A 288-nucleotide genomic window follows, 5' to 3' on the forward strand; every position below is an offset into this window, starting at 1 on the left:
ATTTGCGGTGATGGGCAGGGCCTTGTCGGTATTGCCCTTATAGTACACGTCGGTGTCGTCGGTGTTCCAGACCAGCTTATCGCCGTCCTGGGTGAACGCGGCATCGCTCTCGGTGTTCTGGATATCGGTCAGGGTGCTCTCATCGGTGACATTGGACAGGCCGGAAGCGCTGTACAGGTGCTCGCTGTCGGTGGTGGACTTGATGGAGCCGTCGGCGTTCATCACGGCGTAGACGGTCTCATCCTTGGAATAATCGGCCTTGGTGGCTGCAAAGGCGGGCAGGGTCAT

General features: G+C 59.0%; 1 pseudogene. It reads right to left on the reverse strand.

The features are described from left to right. A pseudogene (locus tag P0G09_RS20455) lies at nucleotides 1-288 on the reverse strand (hypothetical protein); the annotation flags it as partial.

Source organism: Faecalibacterium sp. DFI.5.82 (assembly GCF_029076575.1).
Classification (GTDB): Bacteria; Bacillota; Clostridia; order Oscillospirales; family Ruminococcaceae; genus Faecalibacterium; species Faecalibacterium duncaniae.